Genomic DNA, 15639 nt, shown 5'->3' on the forward strand with positions numbered 1-15639 from the left:
GATATAGATGAAAGGTTTTGCAGATCGAGTTGCCAGTGTGGAAGAGTATTACTTTTCAGCCAAACTCCGGGAGGTAAATCAGATGATTTCCGATGGGAAACCAGTAATTAACCTAGGTATAGGCAGCCCAGATTTGGCGCCTGACAAGAAGGTAATTGATGCACTGAAAAACACCGCGGATAATCCACAGGCGCATGGCTATCAAAGCTATCAGGGAATCCCTGAGCTTCGGGCTTCGATCGCAGGGTTTTATGCAAGAGAATATGGCGTAAACTTATCCCCTAACAAGGAAATCCTGCCGATGATGGGCTCCAAAGAAGGCATCATGCATCTGAGCATGACTTTCTTAAATCCTGGAGATGAAGTGCTGATCCCAAATCCAGGCTATCCCACCTACAGTTCGGTGACAAATTTATTGGGAGCAAAAGCAATCTACTATTCCCTAGACTTAGCGAAAGCAGGAAGACCGAATCTGGAAGAACTGGAAAATCAGGACCTAAGCAAGGTGAAATTGATGTGGATTAACTATCCTCATATGCCTACTGGAGCTCCAGGAAGCAGAGCTATGCTTCAGGAATTGGTGTATTTCGCCCAAAAACACCAGATCGTTTTACTTCATGACAATCCTTACAGTCATATTTTGACGAAAGAGCCGATCAGTATTCTATCGATTCCTGGAGCCAAGGATGTTGCCTTGGAGCTAAATTCTTTAAGTAAGGCTTTCAATATGCCCGGCTGGAGAGTTGGGATGCTTGTAGGTCGTGAAGATTGGATAGCAAAAGTACTCAAGGTCAAAAGCAACATGGATTCCGGGATGTTTCTTGGGATTCAAAAAGGAGCTATCGCTGCTTTAAATCTTGGAGAAAATTGGTTCTCAGATATCGAAAGTACTTATCAAAGTCGCAGAAAACTAGTTTGGAAACTTGCCGACAAACTCAATTTGAGCTACGATCTCAAGGCAGCGGGACTATTTGTCTGGTGCAAGGTACCTGAAGGAAAAACTGCCGATCAGCTAGTCGATGAGTTACTTTACGAGAAAAATATATTTATCACACCGGGAAAAATCTTTGGTTCGGAAGGCGAAGGCTTCGTGAGATTTTCACTTTGCATGCCTGAGTTCAAGATCTTGGAAGCTATAAACCGCATTAAATAACAGCTTATGAAAAAAATACATATTGTAGGATTAGGGCTTTTGGGAGGCTCTTTTGCACTAGCCTCAAAGGACAAATTCCCAGACATTTTGATCAGTGGAACGGATGCGGATGAAAAGAACCTTCAGGATGCTTTGAACCTTGGGATAATCCAGGAGGCTAAAGAAGCCCCAGATGCTGACACAGACATCGTCATCCTAGCGACGCCTGCAGATACTTTAGGTGACTTGCTTTTGACAACACTAGATCAAATTGGTGAAAACACGCTGGTTTTTGATGTGGGTTCGACTAAAGCGAAACTTTGTGAATTGGTCGCTGATCATCCCAAGAGAAAGCAATACCTAGCGGCACACCCGATTGCAGGAACCGAGTATTCTGGACCTAATGCTGCATTTGCTGGCTTGCTTGACAGAAAGGTAACTATCATTTGTGATCTGGAAAAAACTGACTTAGGGCTTAAAGAGAAGGCTTATAAGTTATTTGATGCGCTAAATCTGAAGTTGAGATTTATGGATCCTGAGGAGCATGACCGCCACTTGGCATTTGTGTCTCATCTATCTCACATTTCTTCATTTATGCTGGGCAAAACTGTTTTGCAGAAAATGGAAGATGAGAAGAACATCTTTGATATGGCGGGTTCAGGCTTTGCTTCTACGGTAAGACTAGCTAAGTCAAGCCCAGCGATGTGGGCACCAATTTTCACAGAGAACAAGACCAATATTCTATCTGCTTTGGATGGATATATTTCGAATCTTTCCGCCTTCCGTGATAAGATCGCTGCCAATGATGGGCAAGGTCTATCCGATGAAATGAGTGAGATCAATAAGATCCGGGAGATTCTGGATCTGGAAAAATGAGTTAATTCCCAAGAGTTAATTTTAGATTATAAAGAGCGCCATTTGTGATAAACAGGTGGCGTTTTTCTTTACCGCCTAGGACACAGAGCATTGCGCGGAGAATCTCTGTGAAGCTGACGGCCCTGCTATTTTTGAAACTGTGTAATTTGGTATCATCATTTATAAGGACAAACAACTATAAATATATGTTTGATATGCTTTGAATAAACAATTCAAAAAACCGTATTTTCAACACTATCAATCCTAAACTCAACATCTATGAAGTACTTTTTGAGCCTAGCACTCCTACTGATTTCACTATCTGTATTTTCTCAATCGACAGATCATTGGACTACCGTAGAAACCACGAATTACCCACTTCCTAGGCACGAAAACTCATTCGTCGAATGCAATGGGAAATTCTATCTCCTTGGTGGCAGAGGGACCAAGCCAATCGAAGAATACAATCCCAAAACCAATACATGGAAAACTATGGCCATGGCGCCTATGGAATTCCATCATTTTCAAGCCATCACTTTTAAAAATGAAATCTACGTGATCGGAGCACTGACCGGTGCCTACCCACACGAAACTCCCATTCCTAATTTTCTGATTTTCAACCCAAAGACCAACACCTGGAGAGAAGGACCCGAAATCCCAGAAGAAAGAAGAAGGGGATCGGCAGGAGTATTTACACGTGGAAACAAAATCTACCTAGTTTGCGGAATCGTCGATGGGCATTATGCAGACTTTGTGCCTTGGTTTGATGAATATGATACAAAAACTGGTGAATGGTCAGTTCTCCCAGATGCTCCAAGACCTAGAGACCACTTCGGCGCCGTACTAGTCGAAGACAAAGTGTATGCAGCAGGAGGAAGAACTTCCCACGCCGAGATAGGTGAAGTGCTGGACTTGGTCATTCCTGAGGTGGATTTCTACGATTTCAAAACCAATTCTTGGAGCACCGTAGCAACTGCTTTGCCTACTCCTAGAGGGGGGTCTTCTTCCATTGGCAAAGGGCCATACCTACTTGTAATGAATGGAGAAAGCACAGTGCAGGAAGCTTCACATTCCGAAGTGGAAGTTCTAGACACACGAAATGGGACCTGGTCAAGATTACCGGATCTGAACCAAGGCCGTCATGGCTCTGGAGTTATCTATTATAAAGGCAAACTTTATGTCGCTGCCGGAAGTGCCAAGCGTGGTGGTGGACCAGAACTGAATACCATGGAGGTATTGGACTGGAAGTAAATAATTGATAATTCATCTGTTCCTCAATTCTGGCTTTCATTTTGAGTAGATAACAGCTGTACAAACTAAAATCACATGAAAAACTATATCACCCTATTTCTAGCCTTAGTAATAGCCATCCCAGTTTTAGCACAGGATGACATGACTGTTCCACTGATTGAAGTAGAAGGTTTTAGCGAACGAAAGGTTGCTCCAGATGAAGCCTCTTTTCAGATCAACCTAGTAGAAAAAGCCATGGAAGTATCTGATGCCGTAGGCGTATTAAATAAAAAGACTCAATTGCTGGCCGCTGCATTGAAGAAAGCTAAGATCAAGGATTACAAATTGATCGCAGACAATTATGCTGTGGATGTCAATAGAATTTACCGTAGTGGCATCTCCAGAGATTCTGGCTATGTAGCCCATCAGTCCCTCAGAGTTGTAACTAGCAGTAAGAATGAAGACCTTCAAAAAATCGTAGAAGCTATCCAAGGAGCTGGAGACATGAGTTTTAATTTGCATTTCCTAGTTTCAGAAGCGACGCAAAAGTCCCTTGAAGATGCTTTGCTTACCGAAGCCTTAAAAAATGCCGAAAGTAGGGCTCTACTGATTGCACAGACTTTGGGTATTAAAACGATTCGCGTGCATAGAGTTTCTTTGCTCTCTCAGCCCATGAATCGTGAATATCAAAACATGCAAATGATGAGAACCAGTGCTGATGCCGCCGCTGCGCCTCCGATGCTCAATCCTGATAATCAAAGTCTCCAAAAACGAGTTTCTGTAAAATACACCTATTAGTGCTAAATCCGCGAAAGCGGATTTTTCGTAACTTTTTGAACAACCAACATTTTTAACTCATCAATTTTTATTTAATGAAGGAATCAGATATTAAACTCAAACCAAGAGTTCATGCTGCTATTGCTGCCAAATGTCAAGAAATAGGCTTTACCATGCCTTCAGACCTATATGTAGGCTCCCTTTTGAGAACTTTGGTAGCCAGTAAACCTTGCGGCAACTTTCTTGAACTCGGTACAGGCATAGGCTTATCACTTGCTTGGATGGCAGATGGCATGGATGATTGCGGAAGCATTATCACCATAGACAATGACCCGAAGCTTATAGATATTGTTAATCAACTTTTCAAGCTTGATTCACGAATCAATATCCTTTGTCAAGATGCTGCTGTCTGGATCAAAAACTATAGAGGGGAACAATTCGACTTGATTTTCGCAGATGCTTGGCCAGGCAAATACAGTGAGTTGGAAGAGACTCTAGCCTTACTAAAAATAGGGGGAATCTATATCGTCGATGACATGCAAGAGCAGCCAACTTGGCCAGCAGGACATGCCCAAAAAGCAAGAGATCTCATTGAGCGTTTAGAAAACCTTAGTGACTTTACCATCACTAAAATGAACTGGTCGACTGGTATCATTTTAATGACCAAACTTGAGTAAGCTTTAGAGGAAACTGGAGTATCGAGCTCCCTTCCTTCACAATAGTGACAAATAGATAAAAAAGGTAATCACTCCTATGGCTAACCCAATGATAAATACGGTATAAGCCTGCGCTAGGAGTTTATATTTGCTATTCAACACCTTCCCCTGATAGTATAATGAAATAGCCATTTGCTCTTGTACCTGCTTTTTTGAAGGCAGTATTTTATCAAGTTCTGTCAGATACTCAGTGAGCGTGAAATTCGAAATTACGCCGAAAAACATCATGCTGGATTTCACTTCCTCATCTAATTTATTCTTTTTTCCTAACACCTTCGGTCTTGCAGCCTGCACAGCCAGGAAAGTTGAAATCAGGCAGGTAGTCAACAACACGATAATTGGAATTAGTGTGATTGTATTCTGGTAATCCAATTGATGGGAAATAGTCCCATATCCGATGATGGCCACTACAGAAGATATTACAAGTGCATTTATGCTAATTACAATGTTTGCCTTGTTATCAGCGATTTGAAGCAGGTTACAATTATTCATGAAGGTCACCCGAAAAAAAGTCTGTTGTACTCGTTCGGTTTTATCCTTTTTCGGCTCTAAAAACTCTTCCATATTGCTAATTCTTATTTCAGGTTAAATTACACAATAATTCTTCAGTAAATCTAAGTCACTGATATAGTTAAATTTAAGCCATTCTAATAAAATCATAACAATAAGGAAATGATATAAACCTTAGGCCAACCCAAAAAAGTCAGTATACTTAAACCAAAATAAAGAGCACAATGAACGATTCGAGGAGAGAATTTTTAAAGAAAGCGGCCTTGGTAACTGGCGGAGCAAGTATCTGGAGCACGATGCCAATGGCAGTGCAACGAGCCATGGCGATACCTGCAGCACCGGGAACTACTTTTTATGATGCCGAACATGTCGTGATGCTGATGCAGGAAAACAGGTCTTTTGATCACTGTTTTGGTACGATGAAAGGGGTACGTGGATTCAATGATCCCCGTGCGATTTCTCTTCCAGATCAAAATCCCGTTTGGCTTCAGCCAGATAAAGACGGAAATCGTTTTGCCCCTTTTCGCTTTGACATCAAAGACACTAAAGCCACTTGGATGAGTGGAACTCCCCATTCATGGGAGAATCAAGTAGATGCTCGAAACGGTGGTAAATACAACAATTGGATTGAGGCCAAAAGACCAGGAAAACAATATTATGATATTCCACTGACCATGGGCTACTACAGCCGTGAGGATTTACCTTTTTACTACGCGCTGGCCGATGCATTCACGGTTTGTGATCAGCATTTTTGTGCAGCATTATGCGGCACTACGACCAATAGGAGTTATTTCTGGACAGGAAAAACGCATGGTGCTGATGGAGAAAAAGCAAAAGTCCGGAATGGGGAATTGACCTACGGGAAAGAAGGGAATTGGAAAACCTTCCCCGAACGCCTTGAGGACAATGATATTTCCTGGAAAGTTTATCAAAACGAACTGAGTATCACAACTGAATTGGATGGTGAAAATGAGTCTCTTTTGGCAAACTTCACGGACAATAACCTAGAGTGGTTTTCACAATTTAACTCAGGTTTTCATCCAGCACATTACCTTTTTCTCCAAGGAAGAGAAAAGGCCCTTCCAGCCGAAATCGCAGAACTCAAGGTAACTCTGGCCAGTAAACCAGCCAATCTAGAGGAGCTACAAAAAGAATTGAAAGAGAAAGAAGATGGCTTGGCTTATCTGGATGTATACCTAAAAAAGTGGAATGCAGAAGAATTTGATAAGCTTTCCGACCGCTCTAAAAACCTACACAAAAAGGCTTTCCAGACGAATACTGGCGACCCTGATTATCATAAAACGGAAAAACTTTCTTACCAAGAAAATGGTAATGATCGTGAGACGCTGATCCCAAAAGGAGACATCTTATTTCAATTCCGAAAAGATGTGAAAGAAGGAACACTTCCAGCAGTCTCTTGGCTGGTAGCTCCGCAAAAATTCTCTGATCACCCTAGTGCACCTTGGTATGGCGCTTGGTATGCTTCTGAAATCATGAACATCCTCACAGAAGATCCTGAGGTATGGAAAAAGACAATCTTCATCATCAATTACGATGAGAATGATGGCTATTTCGACCACATCCCTCCTTTCGTACCGCCTCATCCTACTGAGCCCAATGGCAAAATGTCTGATGGACTTTCCTCTGCTGGAGAGTATGTAACTGTAGAAGAAGAGATCAAAGCTGGCTTCAAACCTAAAGATTCAAGAACAAGCCCGGTTGGTTTAGGATATCGAGTTCCGTTAATCATTGCTTCCCCTTGGTCCCGTGGGGGCTGGGTCAATTCTGAAGTATGTGACATCACTTCTACCATTCAGTTTTTGGAGAAGTTCCTTTCTAAAAAGACTGGAAAAACCATCGAAGAATCCAATATCAGCTCATGGAGACGAACTGTAAGTGGAGATTTGACCTCCGCATTCAGACCCTATAATGGTGAAAAAATAAAACATGCTGAACCTATAAATGAGACCGAATTTGTTAAGCAGATTTACAACGCCAAATTCAAGAATGTTCCGACCAACTTCAAAAAGCTAAGTGCAGAAGAGGCGAGGCAAGCAACTCAAAATCAAGCTAATTCATCGGTTTTCGCAGCTCAAGAACCTGGCACAAAGCCTTCCAATGGCTTGAAATATGACCTTCATGCTGATGGTCAACTCAGTAAAGACGGAAAGAGTTTTGTAGTCAAATTCACTGCCTCCCAGGATATTTTCGGGAAAGATGCCTTGGGTTCTGCCTTCAATGTTTATGCACCCGGCAGGTACTTGGATCAAGATACAAATACCTTTGAATCAGTGAAAACTTGGGCTTTTGCAGTGAAGTCAGGTGATAGTATCTCTTACGAATGGCCTGTTTCCGACTTCGAAAATGGACTCTATCATCTGAGAGTATATGGCCCAAATGGCTTCTATCGGGAATTCAAAGGCTCCCCGCAAGCATCCAATATCGAAATAGCTGCAAAACCTCTTTTCAAAAACAATAAAGCCACTGAAGAATTGGAGTTGACTATTAAAAACACCTCGGCATCTAATCTTACACTTTCTGTAAAAGACGAGATTTATCTGAAGTTAAATAAGGAAATCAAGTTGGCGGCTGGGAAGGAAACCAGCCTCAAAATCGACACGAAAAAGCATCAAGGCTGGTATCAGATTACCATTGCCACAAAGGAAAACTCGGAACTGAAATTCACCTACGCTGGGAGGCTGGAAACCGGCAAAGACAGCATTTCAGATCCTCAGATGGGTGGCGTTATTTAGTGGAGGTTATGAACTAATGGGTGGCCATTTTTTATTCAGATCTAAATCAAATAGGCTATAAACCTCACTCAATTCTCTCAATAACTTAGTTGTGTTATTTTAATAAATACATTGTAATGTTTTTTGAACTTACTAAAATGATGTTTATTATTATAGAATACAGAAATGATAGTCCTAATCCGAATTACTACTTGGACTTTATTTTTTGACAACAAATCTCAACCTATTCATCTGATATTCAAACTATGGAAGTAGCAACATTAACTCGTGAGACAATTGCAAAATTAATCATCGCAAAAATCATCAAAGAAAAAGAAAGTTTGAAAGAACAATACAACCAATCAAAACACTTGATTGGTTATTTTTATATAGACAATCTGCTTCCATCAGAAATTGTGGATGAAATCGGTAGAGATTTCCCTAAACCTGAGGAAATGACTTTAAAGAAGAGTTTGAGAGAAAATAAACACACTTCTTCTCAAATGAATAAATACCACCCGCTGCTAGAAGAGGTTATTTATGCATTTCAAGATAGAGGGGTAGTGAAAGAGGTACAAGATATATGTCAAATAGAAGATCTTTACCCTGATGAGCACTTGTATGCAGGTGGACTCTCGTCAATGAAGATGAACCAGTTTTTAAATCCTCATTTGGACAACTCCCACGATAAGGATAGAAATAGATGGAGGGTATTAAACCTCTTATTTTATGTCACACCAAATTGGGAAGACAAAAATGGTGGACATTTAGAGCTTTGGCCATATGGTGTAGAAAACGAGCAAATCACCCTACATTCAAGCTTCAATAGACTAATAGTGATGGCGACTCACCAATCCTCTTGGCATTCAGTAAGTCCCGTTCAAATCGACGGAGCAAGGAATTGTGTTTCGAACTACTATTTTTCAAATAGCCCACTTCACCAATCCGATAAATTTCACATTACTTCATTTAGAGGAAGACCTGAGCAGAAGTTAAGAGATAAGGTTCTAAAAATGGATGCTTATCTCCGATCCAATTTAAGAAAACTGTTCAAAAAAGGTATCGTTGAAAACCCTCATGTATATAAAAAAGACCGATAATTATTTTCATAAACACTCAGATAGAAGTTGTATTTTTCCCTATAATAATCAATCTCTAAAGCTAATCCCACCAAATTAAAAACTTCTGTCGCACCCAATTTATAAGGTTTAAATTTGATCCTTTTTTACAACAGAAGGTTTCTTATTATTCTCTGTGGCTAAATAATTTGTAGGCTTATCTTTTGGCAACTTAGCTTCAAATACTACAAGAAAAAGCACAAAGCTTGGTTTCAGATTTCACTTGCCACAAAGAAAAACTCGGATCTGAAATACACCTACGCCGGAAGGTTGGGAACCGGCAAAGACAGCATTTCAGATCCTCAAATGGGGAAAGTGGTTTAAGGTTGGTGGTGGAATAGTCTCTTAGCTACACTGCCCTAACAGCAAAAATATCACTACAAATACCAAGATGGTGCCTAGGCACCCACCGCCTAGTTTGTAAGCTCCATAGCCTGCGATTAGTCCTTTGAAAAGATTGTTCATGTCGGGGAAGTTTAAGTTTTAAAATGATTTCTAGGACAACGATTCACAATTTGTGCCATTGCAATTTTTGGTTTTAAGGTTCAGTAAAAAGCCAGAACACAGTTCTTTAATAAATGAGTATGTTTCTGAGTGAAAGTGAAGACTCTCAGTTTGAATTTCGCCTAAATTAATCCCCCTAGCCCCCTTTAATAAAGGGGGAGTTCCCAAATCGGAACTTCTAACATTGACCTCAAAATTTGCTTCCGGTCAAACTTTATACTTTTCATCAGCTCAGGTTTTGAGTAAAAAATATCCCGTTTTGAGATTAAAATCACTTCCCTTATTGAGTAGTATTTCATATTTCCGACTAAGCTAAGTCAATGGAAATAAAACATAACCTACGTTCTCTTTTCTGCCAATTAAGTAACAAAAGCTTTAAAATATTTGGCAAACACTAGCCTTGAGGCAAACCTCGGTCTGCCTGCCCTTAGTTCAAAACACCAACAATCCGTGCTCTCTCAAAATCTCCCAGACTTCAGATTCCAGCATTTCTTCGAAGTCACCAAACTGCAACTCGTAACTTTCCCGAATTGGCTTGAGCGTATTTAGCTCTTGCTCATAACCAACCGTGCTGAGCAGTTCAGCAACCCACTGTCCCAAATCAAGCGGAAGCTCCATCGCGAAGTCTTCCTTTTTCCCTGAGAAAATCAACTCACACAACTCGTCCTCTTCGAAAATCTGCAACTCCGGCTGTGCCCCTATCCACAAAATCCTGTTTCGATCTTTGTATTCAGGAGTCGGCTCATTGTTTATCTCGTTTGCTATGTAATTCTTGGAAATAGTAGTCTTGGGAACTTTAGCTTCAAACCAGTCCTGAAGCGGCACATCAAAGCAGACTCCATGCATGTAATTAAAAAGTGATTTGCGCAAGCCCTCACCGAAAATCTCATGATCAGCTCCCGTAGGATCATCATGTGGTAGGTCGTTATTGGCAAAAGTGCCTGCGGTAGCCATGAGATTGATTGCTCCAAAGGACTTCGGGTCCAAACCCACCGGGCTATGTGCCGTCATGGCAAATCGATGCCAGAAACCGGATTGGATTACCCCAGCCTGAATCAGCTGTCGCACCATCTCCAAGGAATCAATGGTTTCCTGAGCTGTCTGTGTAGGAAAACCATACATCAGATACGCATGAACCATGATTCCCGCTTGGGTGAAATGATTGGTTACCTGAGCAACTTGGGAAACTGTCACGCCTTTTTTGATCATCTGCAGCAAGCGATCTGAAGCAACCTCAAGTCCTCCTGAAACGGCAATACAGCCAGAAGCTCTGAAGAGACGACAAAGGTCTGCTGTGAAATTACTTTCGAAGCGGATATTCGTCCACCAAACCACAGAAAGCTCCCTGCGGAGTATCTCTATCGCCAGATCCCGCATCAGTGCCGGAGGCGCCGCTTCATCGACGAAGTGGAACCCATTTTCGCCCGTTTGAGCGATAATCTCCTCGATGCGATCGCACAAGATGGAAGCCGTGATCGGCTCATATCTACCAATGTAATCCAGCGACACGTCACAAAAAGTACATTTACCCCAGTAGCAGCCATGCGCCAGCGTCATCTTGTTCCAGCGCCCATCTGACCAGAGTCTGTGCATGGGATTGGCCACCTCGATCACGGAGAGATAATCCCGAATCATCAAATCAGAGTAATCCGGCGTGCCCACTTCTCGCTGCGCAACATCCTTGGCAGCATTGCTATTGCAATACGTCACCTGACCATCAATTCTGGTAAAAGTTCGCTTCAACTCAGCAACGGGTATCTTCCCATCCAGATGATCGAGCAACAGCCGAATCGGCGCTTCCCCATCATCCAAAACTATAAAATCTATGTAATCAAAAACTCTCGGCTCTTTCAGCGAGCGCAATTCTGTATTTGGATAGCCTCCACCCATCCAAAGTACCAACTCAGGATGGTGCTTTTTGAGGTATTGACCGCATTTGAAAGCTCCATAGAGGTTGCCGGGAAAAGGAACTGAAAAGGCAACGGAAGTTGGTTGGTACTGCTGAATCTTTTGCTCCAGCAAGTTACAAAGCAAGGTGTCGATCAGACCAAAATCCTGATCCAGCGCCTCATGCATCTCGTCAAACGAATTGGCTGACATGCCCAATCGCTCTGCATATCTGCTGAAACCAAAGTGCGGATCGATCTGCTCCGAGATCAAATCGCCGATATCCTCCAGGTAAAGTGTAGCAAAATACCGGGCTTTATCACGAATCCCCAGCGTACCAAAAGCCCATTCCAAATCATCCAATTGCTCAAATCGACTGGCCTCAGGCAGGTAATCTCCCTCAGCAATCCGGTAAGCCAGCGTAGGATTTCTATCCTGCAGAAAAGCGATCACAGGATCTATCGTCTGCAGGTAATTGGCCTTCAGGCGCACGATTCTAGCCACATTCTCGGACAGTTCCGGTTCATTGGTTTCTATCTCCTGGAAGATTTTCTTCAGTCCTGCCTTAGAAAAAAGCTGCAAGATCACCTCAATGCCCAAATCCACCTGATTGGAAGCCACACCGATTTGATTGAGGTATCCTTTCAGATAAGCCGTCGCTGGGTATGGCGTGTTTAACTGAGTAAAAGGCGGGGTGATGAAGAGAACTTTCGAAGCCAAGGGAATAGTCAATTATTTGTGCACGCAAGTTCGGAAGAATAAAAGGAAGTTGGAAGTTGGAGGTGGGAAGGTTGGAAAGTTGAAAGGTTGTAAGGGACTCATGGTTGGCGGTTGTCGATTCGTGGTTCTTGGTTTGTGATACTTGGTACTTGATAGCGTCTAGTGTCTAAATAATTACACGAGTGAATTTATTTACTTCATGCAAATCAGTAAATTACAAGACAACCCATAACACCAAAACCATGAAGGAATTAAAGAAAGAAAACATAGACCAAGGCGTTTTCGACCTGTATGATGCTTATGCGCACAATAAACTGGAGCGCAGACAATTTATCGAAAAACTATCCGCTTATGCCGTAGGAGGCGTAACAGTTGCCGCGCTGATGAGTGCAATGATGCCAAATTACCTGGATACGCGCACGATCAAATCCGATGATCCGCGTCTGTCTTCAGACTACATCACATACAATTCACCAAAAGGAGGAGGAGAAATCAAAGGCCTACTTTCCACCCCAACAGGAACTTCAGGCAAGGTGCCAGGAGTGGTAGTCGTGCATGAAAATCGCGGATTGAATCCTTACATAGAGGATGTGGGAAGAAGAACAGCTGTAGCAGGATTTATCTCTTTGGCGCCTGATGCACTTACACCTCTTGGAGGATATCCCGGCAATGACGACGAAGGTAGAGCTATGCAAAGCAAGCGTGATCGGAATGAAATGCTAGAGGATTTCATCGCCGCTTACGAGTATTTGAAGGCACATCCGGATTGCAATGGGAAAGTCGGTGTGGTAGGATTCTGCTTCGGTGGCTGGATATCAAATATGATGGCAGTCCGCATTCCTACTTTGAATGCCTCGGTTCCTTTCTATGGAGGTCAGCCAACCGCAGAAGAAACAGCTCAAATCAAAGCTCCGCTGATGCTGCAATTCGCAGGACTGGACGAACGCGTAAATGCCGGCTGGCCAGCGTACGAAAAGGCTCTTGATGCCAATAACGTAGAAAATCAAGCATTCTTCTATCCGGATGTGAATCATGGTTTTCATAACAATACCACGCCTCGCTACGATGAAGCTGCGGCAACCTTAGCGTGGGATAGAACGATTGGGTTCTTTAAGGAGAAGTTGGGGTAAAATCCCCTAGGATATAAAAAAGGAGTGCTGGGAAGCGCTCTTTTTTATTTCATTATATAAACAAGTTGAAAAAAACCAATCTCCAAACTGAAATCAACCGCATCAATTCAGAAATTAACCCACTAGTAAAAGGATTAATTTATGAGGAGAATAAACTGTTTAAAATATAGATTAACAAACTTCCTCTTTTATGAAAAACCTAAAATTAATTGCACCTCTTGATATTTTTACGAAACAAGTTGATGACATTTTATGCAACGACGAAATTGAATTAAACAACAGGAATATTAATTCAGAAGACGATTTAAAAACCCTCCTTTTTAACTAGCAAAAAATCGAAACATGAAATTCTCAACCATTTACCTAGACGAAAATAAAATTGAAATCTCTAACTCATGGCTGGGAAAAGAAGTCATAAAAGTGAATGATGAAATCGTTTCGTCTAAATACTCGGTATTTGGAACTGACCATAGTTTCTGGATGATGGACAATGGAATTACATCCAATTGCAAAATCAGTATAGGCTATGGTATCAATGGGATGGTATTTGACTTTTACAAAAATGATAAGGCAATCATAGAATCTCCCCGAACTGGATGCGGAGTTATTTTCGCATTTGTTCTAATTATTGGTTTTGTTATCGGATTACTTCTGAAAACCTTTGGTTAATAATGAGAATAAACACTGTTAGTGTAGATGTAGTCAAGGTAAGTTTACTTGTATCAGACACAAATAGGTCAAATCTATAAATCAATATGAATAAAATAAGAATTTTAGGATTAGTACTTATAGCCATCGGCATTGCAATAAATTTCCTTCCTAGAAATGATGGCAGCGCCTTTCTTATGGGTTGTTTTATTGGAGGTGGAACGGTGATACTTGTAACTGGCAAAATCCAGAGAATTAAATGGAACCGCTAAAAGCAAAAAAGGTCAAAAAACCGATCGTGCCTTCGGCACTCTTAGCCCCTCTAGTCCCAACCAACCCAGCATTGCATTCTGGGTTAGCATTGAACTTGCCGTTGGCAAGAAGCTCATAGTCGGAGCCTCATTATAATAAGTTTACCAATTATCTCTCTGAAGGAGATTCAGTTAGGACTTCAGAAATGTCAACAGCATTGACAGTAAAAACCCAGAATGAAATTCTGGGTTCTAGGAAGCAATAAGCTGTCAGAGTGCCAAAGGCACGACCAGTGATTCTTCCAGCCAAGTGAGTGAGGTTACTCATAACGGCCAGAGTTAAATTGGATCCTAAAACATTTGAGGTTCAACACACAGCCCAATCGCTAAGCAGACTTCGTTGCGCCCTTGCGCCGCCGCGAGAGATAAGAAAAACTTGGGACTAACTCAATTTTCCTTTCCAAATCCCATCCTCGGCTTACTAATTGCTAGCTTTAAGCTTCAACCACTAAATTTTTATTCATGCAAGAAAATAAATTCAATATCGCCGTCTTAATTGATGGTGACAATGCACAAGCCAAACTACTCAAAGAAATCCTAGAGGAGGTTTCCAAATACGGAAAAGCAACCATCAGAAGAATATATGGCGACTGGACTACGCCTCATATGAACAGCTGGAAGGAAATGATTAACCTTCATTCCTTCAGCCCTATACAGAAATTCTCCTATACGACTGGAAAGAACTCGACTGACAGCTCCATGATCATCGATGCTATGGATATACTCCATAGCGGTTCTGTGGATGGTTTTTGTATCGTTTCCTCTGACTCTGACTACACAGGTTTGGCAAAAAGGATCCGTGAGGAAGGCCTATTTGTGATGGGAATAGGTCGTAGGATTACCCCAAAAGCTTTTGTGCAATCCTGTGAGATTTTTACCTACGCAGAGAACCTTTCTCCTCATGCCAAAGAAGAAAACAACAAATCAGAGGCAAAGAAAACTGACAAAAGTAAAGTCAGCACGACCCGTAAAAATGTAGTAATCGAAGAAGAAATCAAAAAGGAGATCCCCGCCAAAGAAAATCAAGAGCTAGATCTTAAAATCATTGATAAGGCATTTGAGATTTCCTCAGATGAAGATGAAGAAATTCACATCGCCAAAATCGGTGCTTCACTACGAAAGATAGACCCAAGTTTTGACCCTAGGTCTTATGGCTTCAGAAACCTGACAGAGCTTTTTAGAAGTTTGAAAAAATATCAGGTGATGAAAAACGAAGTCAATGGATTGAATTATCCGTTGGTGAAGTTGAAATGACGGTGATGGATGACCGGTGTCGGTTGTCACCTCCTTGCTAGTGTTTAGCATTTTCTATATTGCTTTTACTTCTTTCTCAGTCAAAAAATTCAAGCCAATAAGACTTGGCTAAATG

At 41.7% G+C, this 15639-nt stretch carries 14 protein-coding genes; 11 read left to right on the forward strand and 3 right to left on the reverse strand.

Annotated features, from left to right (window positions below; genetic code table 11):
• Positions 1–7: 7 nt before the first annotated feature.
• The 5 genes from LV85_RS11620 (at position 8) to LV85_RS11640 (ending at position 4671) form a co-directional block, all read left to right on the forward strand.
• Complete coding sequence (locus tag LV85_RS11620; RefSeq protein WP_111319566.1) at positions 8–1153, forward strand: pyridoxal phosphate-dependent aminotransferase; 1146 nt, start codon at positions 8–10, stop codon at positions 1151–1153.
• Positions 1154–1159: 6 nt separating this feature from the next.
• Positions 1160–2008 carry a prephenate dehydrogenase gene (locus LV85_RS11625; RefSeq protein WP_111319568.1) on the forward strand — a complete coding sequence of 283 codons (849 nt, stop codon included), beginning with the start codon at positions 1160–1162 and terminating at the stop codon, positions 2006–2008.
• 258 nt (positions 2009–2266) lie between these two features.
• Positions 2267–3238, forward strand: a complete 972-nt coding sequence (locus LV85_RS11630; RefSeq protein ID WP_111319570.1) for a Kelch repeat-containing protein — start codon at positions 2267–2269, stop codon at positions 3236–3238.
• A gap of 75 nt (positions 3239–3313) precedes the next feature.
• Positions 3314–4015 (forward strand): SIMPL domain-containing protein, encoded by a 702-nt coding sequence (locus tag LV85_RS11635; RefSeq protein WP_111319572.1) that lies wholly within the window; start codon positions 3314–3316, stop codon positions 4013–4015.
• A gap of 74 nt (positions 4016–4089) precedes the next feature.
• Positions 4090–4671, forward strand: coding sequence for an O-methyltransferase (locus tag LV85_RS11640; protein WP_111319574.1), 582 nt, complete (start codon positions 4090–4092; stop codon positions 4669–4671).
• A gap of 36 nt (positions 4672–4707) precedes the next feature.
• Here LV85_RS11640 and LV85_RS11645 read toward each other — a convergent pair whose 3' ends face one another.
• Positions 4708–5274 carry a Pycsar system effector family protein gene (locus tag LV85_RS11645; RefSeq protein ID WP_111319576.1) on the reverse strand — a complete coding sequence of 189 codons (567 nt, stop codon included), beginning with the start codon at positions 5272–5274 and terminating at the stop codon, positions 4708–4710.
• A 170-nt stretch (positions 5275–5444) separates the two neighbouring features.
• Here LV85_RS11645 and LV85_RS11650 point away from each other — a divergent pair, with 170 nt between their 5' ends.
• On the forward strand, positions 5445–7973 hold the full coding sequence (locus tag LV85_RS11650) for a phosphocholine-specific phospholipase C (protein WP_111319579.1): 2529 nt from the start codon (positions 5445–5447) through the stop codon (positions 7971–7973).
• Positions 7974–8218: 245 nt separating this feature from the next.
• Positions 8219–9052: a 2OG-Fe(II) oxygenase gene (locus LV85_RS11655; protein ID WP_111319581.1), complete on the forward strand. Its 834-nt coding sequence runs from the start codon at positions 8219–8221 to the stop codon at positions 9050–9052.
• A 954-nt stretch (positions 9053–10006) separates the two neighbouring features.
• Here LV85_RS11655 and LV85_RS11660 read toward each other — a convergent pair.
• On the reverse strand, positions 10007–12181 hold the full coding sequence (locus LV85_RS11660) for a B12-binding domain-containing radical SAM protein (RefSeq protein WP_111319727.1): 2175 nt from the start codon (positions 12179–12181) through the stop codon (positions 10007–10009).
• Between the two features lie 242 nt (positions 12182–12423).
• On the opposite strand from LV85_RS11660, the gene LV85_RS11665 reads away from it, so the two are divergent.
• The 3 genes from LV85_RS11665 (at position 12424) to LV85_RS22065 (ending at position 14231) form a co-directional block, all read left to right on the forward strand.
• Positions 12424–13311 carry a dienelactone hydrolase family protein gene (locus LV85_RS11665; protein ID WP_111319583.1) on the forward strand — a complete coding sequence of 296 codons (888 nt, stop codon included), beginning with the start codon at positions 12424–12426 and terminating at the stop codon, positions 13309–13311.
• Positions 13312–13653: 342 nt separating this feature from the next.
• Positions 13654–13980, forward strand: coding sequence for a hypothetical protein (locus LV85_RS11670; RefSeq protein WP_111319585.1), 327 nt, complete (start codon positions 13654–13656; stop codon positions 13978–13980).
• An 86-nt stretch (positions 13981–14066) separates the two neighbouring features.
• On the forward strand, positions 14067–14231 hold the full coding sequence (locus LV85_RS22065) for a hypothetical protein (protein WP_158531176.1): 165 nt from the start codon (positions 14067–14069) through the stop codon (positions 14229–14231).
• Positions 14232–14379: 148 nt separating this feature from the next.
• On the opposite strand, the gene LV85_RS22070 is transcribed toward LV85_RS22065, so the two are convergent.
• On the reverse strand, positions 14380–14538 hold the full coding sequence (locus LV85_RS22070) for a hypothetical protein (protein WP_158531177.1): 159 nt from the start codon (positions 14536–14538) through the stop codon (positions 14380–14382).
• A 194-nt stretch (positions 14539–14732) separates the two neighbouring features.
• On the opposite strand from LV85_RS22070, the gene LV85_RS11675 reads away from it, so the two are divergent.
• A complete protein-coding gene (locus LV85_RS11675) occupies positions 14733–15524 on the forward strand; it encodes an NYN domain-containing protein (RefSeq protein ID WP_111319587.1) in 792 nt (263 codons plus the stop codon).
• Positions 15525–15639 lie beyond the last annotated feature (115 nt).

Source organism: Algoriphagus chordae, assembly GCF_003254055.1.
Taxonomy (GTDB): Bacteria; Bacteroidota; Bacteroidia; order Cytophagales; family Cyclobacteriaceae; genus Algoriphagus; species Algoriphagus chordae.